Genomic DNA, 7,573 nt, shown 5'->3' on the forward strand with positions numbered 1-7,573 from the left:
TGCATCGCAATAACTACATACCCGTTCTCAAATCGATCCGAACTCGCGGTCGAAGCGCATACATGCCGCTTTGATCCCGTCCGGTTGCCCGAAGATGGTGTGAACCGTTCCCACAATGGCGTCCACGCCCATTTCCTTGCATTCACGCCCCTTTTCATAGTCAATGCCGCCATCCACCGACAGAAGGAACCGGCAGCCCATCTGTTCGCGCAGCGCGCAGATCTCACGCAGGCGGTCCATGCTCCCCTCCAGAAGGGGCTGCCCCGCAAATCCAGGCTCCACCGCCATCAGCGTGACCATGTCCACATATTCCACAAAGGGCCGAATATGGTCAATGCATTGCGACGGATTGATCACAATGCCCGGTTTCATACCCGCGGCACGGATCTCATTGATGGTGCGCCGCACGAAGGGCGTGCTGTCCGTATGGAAGGACACATAATCCGCCCCGGCCTCCTTCAGGCGCCGGATATAATCGCTGGGGTTGGTCACCATCATGTGAACATCCATATTGACCTGGGGATAAGCTTCCTTCAGTTCCGCCAGAAGCTTGATGGGAAGGCATAAGTTCGGCACATAATGCCCGTCCATCAGGTCGATGTGAAAAAAGCGAGTGCCGCCTTCCACCAGAGCGTCCAGTTCCTCTTTCATATTCAAAAAATGAACATTGATGATGGATGCCGTATTGAACATATTCCCGCCTCCTGTTACTCCAGTTTGTCCCCGTAAATCTTTTGGGTCCGCAGATTCATAAATTCCCGGTCGCCCTCCGTGGTGGACACCATGCAGTATACATACCGCAGGCCGCCGCACGGGCACCCGCAGTTGGGATGATAGCCATGGGGAATGGCCACCAGATGATTGTTCTGCACCACATAGGCCTGCGCTGTTTCCAGCTCATCGTACACGCACTGCACACCGAAGCTTTGTCCCATGTTGAAATAGACATAAACTTCTTCCCGTTCTGCACCGTGTTCGTGGGGCGGCCAGGCGGTCCATCCGCCGTCGGCCCCGTAGCAGATCCCGGTCAAAAAGCGGCCCGAAGCAAACTCTTCGTCAATGAAGTTCCACACGTCCCGCCGGGTTCCGTTTTCCACTTTTCCGTAAACTTTATGGCGGCTGTCCGCATCCACGTCTGCGAAACGGATGTGACGGAATTCATACGCATTGCTGCAGGGAGCGCCGAATCGCATGACTGTGGCAGGTCCGCCCTTCAGTTCCAAAGCGCTGTTCCGGGGCAGGTACAGCATGTCGCACATCACCGCCGTGCCGCTTTTCCCGCCGTATGTATATTCCACGCTTCCATCCAGGCAAACCAGGCACAATTCCTCACTGCCGCTTTTCAGGCAGATGGGTTCTTTGATCTCCAGCCGCTGCGCGGAGCAATAAACCAGTCCCATATCTTCCGGAGAAAGCCGTTCCAGCGTTTCATCCGGCAAAAAATGTGCTTTCATGCAAACAACTCCTTTTATTTCATGATCAAATTGGGCAGCCAGGTGGAAAGTGCGGGCACAAATGTGACTATCAGCAGGCACGTGATCATAACAGCGTACATGGGCAGCAGTTCTTTTGTAACCCGTTCAATGGAACTTTTACCCACAGCGCAGCCCACGAACAGTGCCGAACCCACCGGCGGAGTGCACAGGCCAATGGCCAGGTTGAAGATCATCATGACGCCGAAATGGACCGGGTCCATTCCCAAAGCCGTTACAACCGGAAGCAGGATGGGCGTGACAATGAAAATGATGGGAGCCATATCCATAATGCATCCCAGGCACAGAAGCATCAGGTTGATCAGAAGCAAAAGAATGATGCGGTTGTCCGTAATCGACAACAGGAAATTGGTCAAAAGCGCGGGAACCTTCAAGAAAGCCAGCACATAGCCGAAGGCACCCGCCGCGGCAATCAGGCTGAAGGAGAGGCACAAGGTATTTACAACGTTTCCCAAAATACGGGGAATGTCTTTCCATTTCAGCTTTTTGTAAACAAACATGGAAATCAGGAACGCGTAAATGCAGGCGATGGCCGCCGACTCCGTAGCGGTAAACCAGCCCAGGCTCACGCCGCCCATGATGATAACGGCGGTAAACAAAGCGATGAGCGCATCTTTTGTCACCAGCAGGATCTGTTTCAGGCCCATGGCCTCGCCTTTGGGATAATTGCGCTTGACGGAAATAAACAGGCTGTATGCCATCAGTGCAAAGCCCAGCAGAACGCCCGGGATCGCGCCGCCCAAGAACAACTTGCCCACGGAAACGCCGCCCGCCGCCAGTGCAAAGAAGATCATGTTGTGAGAAGGCGGGATCAGAACGCCCTGGCAGGACGTGGTCACGGTCAGCGCAATGGAAAAATCCCGCCCGTATCCGGACTTGACCATGGTGGGGATCACGATGGAACCGAGGGAGGAAACGTCCGCCACCGCGGAACCCGAAATACCGCCGAAGAACATGGAGTCCAGGCAGTTCACACAGGCCAGGCCGCCCCGGAATCTGCCCACAATGGCATTTGCAAAGTCCACGATCTTGTCGGATATTCCGCCTGCGCCCATGATCTCACCCGCAAGGATGAAGAAGGGCACGGCCATTAACGAAAAACTGTTGATGGATTTTGCCATTTGCTGCACCATGGTCATCAGGGGCAGGTCCAGATAGATCATGGTCACGGCAGTTGACGCGACCAGTGCGATGGGGATGGGCACACGAAGTATGATCAGCGCGATAAAACCGCCCACCAAAAGCAAAATTGCAATTGCAGATGTGCTCATTGCGCGTCCTCCTCTTCTTCAGGGTCTTCAAATATTTTGGCTGCATTCGGGAAAAACATATGAAGAATGGTGCAGTAAACAATGTAGAAACCGCCCACGGGAATCATCAGGTACAACATGAAACTCGGCCACTTGGTCGTGGGCAGCGTAGAGTTCAGTGTAGCCATGACCAGCTTGTAGCCGTTGATCATCAGCATGGCGCCCACGAACAGCGTCACAATGTGTCCCAGCCAGACCGCGGCTTTCTGCACCGGCTTCGGAAACAGCTTGTAAAACATTTCAATGCGGATATGAATATTCTTTGCAACACCCATGGCCATGGAAATAAAGGCCATCCAGACCATGAGCAGCAATGCCACTTCTTCCGACCACACAATGCTGTAGTGCAAAAACTTTCGGGAAATGACCTGGGCGCTGACCAGCAGGACCACACCCAGCAAAACCACTTTGGAATAGGTCTGAAGAACGTTGAAAATAATGTCCAGGAATTTATTAAATCCCATTAGAAATTTCTTCATCTGCACATACCTCCTGTTCCCAGTGATTTAACGAAAGCTTTCCTCTTCGATGGACTTCAGCACCTGATAACCTTTCTCGTTGTTCAGCCGGCGCTGGGTTTCAAACCCGTCGCACCACTTGCCTGCCAAAAATTTTTCTGCCATTTCTCCGCCCATATCCCAGCTGACTACCCGGGCGCCCATGGCCAGCACATTGGCATTGTTGATCAGCGAAATTTTTTCCGCCGTGAACACACTTTCACAGGCCACACAGTAAACACCGCGGAATTTGTTCACGATCATGCTTACACCGGCGCCTGTGCCGCAGATGACGATTCCCTTTTCACATTCGCCGCTTTGGATCACCTTTGCCAGATTTTGCGCCGCCTCAAAATACAGGACATTTTCGTTTTCCGTCTGCTGTCCCACATCCAGAACCTCGTATCCTGCGGCCTGGATTCTTTTTTTGACGGCTTCCTTCAGAAGAAAAGAAGACGCCTCGCACGCAATTGCCACTTTCATAACCGTTTCCTCCTTTGCACACCCTGTCATGTTTCACTTGGGAAAGTGAAACAAAACCACTTCCAATTCCGGACAATCCGGATTTTTTCGAATCGCATGCGGCACACCGGCCGGTGCGTAAAAGAATGTGCCCGCCTCAATGGGACATTCTTCCTGGGCTACTTTCGCCCAGCCGGAGCCTTTGACCACATAAAAGCCCTCGTTGTCTTCGTGAACGCCTGGAACCGGATATTCTTCGCATTCGTAAAAGTTCACACTGGCGTTGCAACCCTCGCAGGGTGCTGTTCCATCCAAAAAAATCGGATAATTGGTGGCTCCCGGCGCAGGCTTCGGAGCATTCATATCTGCTTTTGAAAAATACTTCACGCAAATCCCCCTCACAAATAGGTAAACGTTTATTCTATTTTTTGTTTCATAACAAAAAATCTATTTAGAAATTACAAAAATATGACATTTTTTCAAAAAATATATTGATTTTGGATTAAAAAAATGTTTACTTTCTTCACCAAGATAATATAAAGATTCCTTGCATAAAGTCAAGCTGTTTTCCTACTTTTTTACGTTTTATAAGAATATTTTCATTATTTTTGTACACTATTACAAATCATTTTCGTAAACGTTTTCCTTGCTAAATCTTGCATTTTCGGTACGTTTCGTCTATTATAAATTTAATATAAAAGAGAGCCTAGGGATCAGCTATGGAAAACAACAAACCCACCATCAAAGACATTGCAACCATTGCCGGCGTCTCCATTCCCACCGTTCACAAAGCGATTTACGGAAAACCCGGCGTCAGCGAAAAAACGCGGGAACGCGTTTTAAAAATCACTCATGAGTTGAATTATTCCATCAACCCGACTGCATCCAGGTTGAAGCGCGGCACGCTGAACCTGGCGGTGGTTCTGCCGCTGCTGCCGGAAGACTGCAACCAGTTCTTCCGAAAAATCTGGGAAGGCATTGACGACGCTGAAAAAATGATGCAGGACTACAATGTCACTCTTGAACGAATGCCCTGCGGCCGCACCAGCGCAGATCAGATTCCGATTTTTGAAAAAATTCTGAAGCGGGACAACATTCACGGCGTCATCACCTACTGCTGGGACGACACCACCCTGAATGTGTATTTTGAGCAGCTTCTTGAAAAAGGAATTCCTGTGGTAACCGTGCATTCCGATGCGGTGAACTCCAAACGGGTCGGCTGCGCGCGCGCGTCCGGACGGCGCACCGGGCAGCTGGCTGCGGAACTTTTGGGAAAGCTGACTCCGCCCAGTGGTCGGGTCATTCTGATGAGCGGCAACCACAAACTGAAGCTGCTGCGTGACAATGCCATGGGCTTCTGCGATTACATCACAGAACAGCATCCCGGTCTGGCCATTTTGGACATCAGCAACGCCTGCGGCAATTTCTCTCTGGAGGACACACTGGTGCAGGAGCTGGAAAATCACCCGGACATTGTGGGCATTTACTGCAACAGTGCGTCCAACTGCATTGCCATGTGTCACGCTTTGAAGCGGACCGACAAATGGAAGCACATTGCCGCCATTTCCAGCGATATTTTTGCCGAGCTGGAACCCTATCTTATGGACGGAACCGTGGACGCCAGCATCTGGCAGGCGCCGGAGTTTCAAAGCAAAGAGGGCGTCTGTATGCTGTACGAATACCTGTCCGGACAGCACCTGCAACAGGAAGTTCGCTATGTGCAGCTGGGCATTGTCATGAAAAACAATTTCCACGACTATCTGTGAGAGGAGCACTCCATGAGGACTTCCCGCTACTGCTATCCCCTGTGCATTCAGCTTCCCGCTTTTAACGATTTGAACGACCCGGCCTTTCTTTCTGCGCTTGATCTGCTGCAAGAGCGCGGATTTTATGGCGTGGAACTGAACTTACTGGATTTTGAATCCCTTTCACCGGAAGAACTTTGCCGTCTGCTGGAAGCGTATCAGCTCAAGCCGACCATGGTGGCCACCGGAGCCCGTGCCAAGCGGGACGGACTATCTCTCAGCAGCCCGGACGAGGTGATTCGCAGCAAAAGCGTAGCCGCCATGCGTGAGATGGTTTCTTACGCACAGCGGCTGCATGCAGGTGTGATCTGCGGATTCATCAAAGGCGGACCGGACGGAGACCGGACAGAGTGTTCCCGGCAGCTGCAGCGCTCTTTGGACGAGCTTGCCGCAGACGGCACCCTGCAAAAAGCACCCGTCTATCTGGAAGCCACCAATCATTACGAAGCACTTCTGGTCAACACACTGGCCGAAGGAGCTGCTTTCGCGCAACACACCCAGGGGCCCGTCTGCATTCTGCCAGATACCTATCACATGAATATCGAAGAGCGTTCTGCCGCACAGGCGCTGGCCCTTCACCAGTCCCTGTACCAAAATTTGCACATTTCCGACAACAACCGGTTCTTTCCCGGCCTGGGCGCCATTGATTTTCATGCGGTTCTTCGGCTGCTGCAGGGGCTTCGCTATCAGGGGACCATCACCATCGAAGGACGGGTTCGTGCAAACTGGGCCGACGACGTCTCTTTCTCCTGTGACTATCTGGAACAGGTGGCACGCCGCGCCTGTGATTTTGAAGCATAAAAAAAGCACCCCGTACGGGGTGCTTTTTCTGTTGCTCAGGTCATATTCTGCAGATGATGTTCCACGCGGCGCACCAGCATATCCAGCGCCACCGCGTTGCGGCCGCCCTCGGGCACGATGATATCCGCATACCGCCGGGATGGTTCCACATACTGTTCATGCATAGGCTTTACCGTGGTCAGATATTGTGTGACCACACTTTCCAGGCTGCGGCCCCGCTGCTTTACATCCCGCACCACCCGGCGCAGGATGCGCACATCCGCATCCGTATCCACATAGATTTTCACATCCATCTGGCTGCGCAGGCGCTCATCCGCCAAAATCAAAATTCCTTCTACCAGAATCACGCCCGTGGGGGCAATGAGCATGGTCTCGTCGGAACGGTCGTGCTGTTTAAAATCGTAAACCGGCGCGGCAATGGTCTCGCCCCGCCGCAGCGCGGCCAGATGCTCCACCAGAAGTTCTGTGTCAAAGGCGGACGGGTGGTCATAATTCAGCCGCACCCGCTCGTCATAGGGCATGTCCGGATGACTTTTATAATAATTGTCATAGCTGAGCACGGTCACCGCACTGCCCAGCCTCTCTTTCAGGCGTTTGGTCAGCGTGGTTTTTCCGCTGCCCGTTCCGCCGCCGATGCCAATGACAAAGCATTCCATTGCGATCCCTCCCGTGAATCAATAGGCGATCTTGAACACGGCTTTTTTCACATGGTCAAACCCCTGGGCGCGAATCCCCGGTTTGTGAGGCTCCTCTACCATAAACACAGCAAAGCGGTCTGTTCCCAGTACCAATGCGGCGCTGGTGTCCGCTCCGTACAAAGCCGCGTCTGTCTCCTCGTCATAAGGCTGTTTTTCGGTCAATTCTCCCAAAGCCACTTCACACAGTTCGGCCCCCTCCAGATCCACCTGCAGATCCATGTAGCGGGAGTGGGTCTCGAAGGGGATTTCCTCGCTCTGCTTGGGCTCCAGTTCGAATACGTTCACATAGACGTTTTCACCGTCGATGTTGGTGCGGCCCGGAGGGAGCAGGGACAAATCATGGCTTTCGATGTAATCGATGGCCGTATCCAAATGCTCGAACAGGCCGGTGTACTGATTCAGGTTTTCCAATCGGTCAAAAATCATAGGCAAAGACCTCTCTTTCTCTTTGAGTATAGCAGATTCCGTCCGTTCCCACAACCAAAAAGCGGGCCTCCCGCAGGAGGG

10 protein-coding genes are annotated in these 7,573 nt (G+C 52.5%); 2 read left to right on the top strand and 8 right to left on the bottom strand.

The annotated features are described in order from the left end of the window. Positions 1 to 27: 27 nt before the first annotated feature. From WMO24_RS06425 to WMO24_RS06450, 6 genes are read right to left on the bottom strand one after another with little or no spacing between them, the layout of a single operon-like run. Positions 28 to 693 (bottom strand): ribulose-phosphate 3-epimerase, encoded by a 666-nt coding sequence (locus WMO24_RS06425; protein ID WP_349215502.1) that lies wholly within the window; start codon positions 691 to 693, stop codon positions 28 to 30. A gap of 14 nt (positions 694 to 707) precedes the next feature. Beyond that, on the bottom strand, positions 708 to 1,454 hold the full coding sequence (locus tag WMO24_RS06430; protein WP_349215503.1) for a 5-deoxy-glucuronate isomerase: 747 nt from the start codon (positions 1,452 to 1,454) through the stop codon (positions 708 to 710). Between the two features lie 14 nt (positions 1,455 to 1,468). Continuing rightward, the gene (locus WMO24_RS06435; RefSeq protein ID WP_349215505.1) at positions 1,469 to 2,764 is read right to left on the bottom strand and encodes a TRAP transporter large permease; all 1,296 of its coding nucleotides are present in this window, start codon (positions 2,762 to 2,764) and stop codon (positions 1,469 to 1,471) included. Beyond that, on the bottom strand, positions 2,761 to 3,282 hold the full coding sequence (locus tag WMO24_RS06440; RefSeq protein ID WP_349215506.1) for a TRAP transporter small permease: 522 nt from the start codon (positions 3,280 to 3,282) through the stop codon (positions 2,761 to 2,763). The genes WMO24_RS06435 and WMO24_RS06440 overlap by 4 nt, the downstream gene beginning before the upstream one ends. 27 nt (positions 3,283 to 3,309) lie before the next feature. After that, positions 3,310 to 3,783 (bottom strand): RpiB/LacA/LacB family sugar-phosphate isomerase, encoded by a 474-nt coding sequence (locus tag WMO24_RS06445; RefSeq protein ID WP_349215507.1) that lies wholly within the window; start codon positions 3,781 to 3,783, stop codon positions 3,310 to 3,312. A gap of 33 nt (positions 3,784 to 3,816) precedes the next feature. Continuing rightward, a complete protein-coding gene (locus WMO24_RS06450; RefSeq protein ID WP_349215508.1) occupies positions 3,817 to 4,149 on the bottom strand; it encodes a cupin domain-containing protein in 333 nt (110 codons plus the stop codon). Between the two features lie 332 nt (positions 4,150 to 4,481). On the opposite strand from WMO24_RS06450, the gene WMO24_RS06455 reads away from it, so the two are divergent. Next, entirely contained in the window at positions 4,482 to 5,528 is a 1,047-nt protein-coding gene (locus WMO24_RS06455) for a LacI family DNA-binding transcriptional regulator (protein ID WP_349215509.1), read from the top strand. Positions 5,529 to 5,540: 12 nt separating this feature from the next. Further along, positions 5,541 to 6,368 carry a sugar phosphate isomerase/epimerase family protein gene (locus WMO24_RS06460; protein WP_349215510.1) on the top strand — a complete coding sequence of 276 codons (828 nt, stop codon included), beginning with the start codon at positions 5,541 to 5,543 and terminating at the stop codon, positions 6,366 to 6,368. 35 nt (positions 6,369 to 6,403) lie between these two features. Here WMO24_RS06460 and udk read toward each other — a convergent pair whose 3' ends face one another. Both udk and WMO24_RS06470 read right to left on the bottom strand, forming a co-directional pair. Further along, positions 6,404 to 7,024, bottom strand: a complete 621-nt coding sequence (udk, locus tag WMO24_RS06465) for a uridine kinase (protein ID WP_349215511.1) — start codon at positions 7,022 to 7,024, stop codon at positions 6,404 to 6,406. A gap of 18 nt (positions 7,025 to 7,042) precedes the next feature. Further along, positions 7,043 to 7,492, bottom strand: coding sequence for a NanQ anomerase/TabA/YiaL family protein (locus tag WMO24_RS06470; protein ID WP_349215513.1), 450 nt, complete (start codon positions 7,490 to 7,492; stop codon positions 7,043 to 7,045). Between the last annotated feature and the right edge of the window lie 81 nt (positions 7,493 to 7,573).

This window comes from Ruthenibacterium intestinale (genome assembly GCF_040096265.1).
GTDB lineage: Bacteria > Bacillota > Clostridia > Oscillospirales > Ruminococcaceae > Ruthenibacterium > Ruthenibacterium komagatae.